This window comes from Streptomyces sp. NPDC002776, assembly GCF_053592195.1.
Map to the genome: position 1 here is coordinate 1 of NZ_JBSFVG010000070.1, position 1,024 is coordinate 1,024.

The 1,024-nt window shown below is 65.3% G+C and carries 1 protein-coding gene; it reads left to right on the top strand.

Features of this window, described 5'->3' with window-relative positions; genetic code table 11:
* Positions 1-37: 37 nt before the first annotated feature.
* Positions 38-1,024 (top strand): IS256 family transposase (locus ACWD11_RS35185; protein WP_451287976.1); only part of this gene is annotated, 987 nt, incomplete at its 3' end.

Below are 1,024 nucleotides of genomic sequence, written 5' to 3' on the forward strand. Positions count from 1 at the left end.
CAATAGACGGCGGATCCGATGATCAAGGAGACGCCTGATGAGCGAGACCATCACCGAGCACGAAGCCGTGGAGGAGCCGGTCGTCGAGTCGGCTGGGGAGGCGGTGTCGGACGAGCAGCTGATCGGGATGCTCGTCGACCGCGCCCGGTCGGACGGGCTGCAGTTGACCGGCGAGGGCGGGCTGTTGCAGCAGCTGACGAAGCGGGTGCTGGAGTCCGCCCTGGAGGGCGAGATCACCGATCACGTCGGCTATGACAAGCACGACGCGGCCGGCCGGAACAGCGGCAACTCCCGTAACGGCACCCGGTCGAAGACCGTGCTGACCGACGTCGGTCCGGTCGAGGTGAAGGTGCCCCGCGACACCGCCGGCACCTTCGAACCGCAGATCGTCCGCAAGCGGCAGCGCCGTCTGACCGGCGTGGACGAGATGGTGCTCTCACTGTCCGCGAAGGGCCTCACGCACGGGGAGATATCGGCTCATCTGGCCGAGGTGTACGGGGCAGAGGTGTCCAAGCAGACCATCTCCACGATCACGGACAAGGTGATGGAGGGCATGGCGGAATGGCAGGCCCGCCCGCTGGATCGCGTCTACCCCGTCGTCTTCGTAGACGCCATCAATGTGAAGATTCGCGATGGCAAGGTCGCTAATCGGCCCGTCTACGTTGCGATGGCTGTGACCGTCGAGGGCACTCGCGACATCCTCGGGATCTGGGCCGGCGACGGCGGCGAGGGCGCCAAGCACTGGCTCCAGGTCTTCACCGAGCTCAAGAATCGCGGAGTTGAAGATGTCCTGATGCTCGTCTGCGACGGGCTGAAGGGTCTGCCGGACGCGGTCGAGACCGTCTGGCCCCGCACGGTCGTTCAGACCTGCATTGTTCACCTGATTCGCAACAGCATCCGCTACTGCGCTCGCCAGGACTGGGACAAGGTCTCCAAGGATCTCAAGCCCGTCTACACGGCGCCGAGCGAGGCCGCGGCGACCGAACGGTTCCTGGAGTTCTCCGAGAAGTGGGGCACCAAGTAT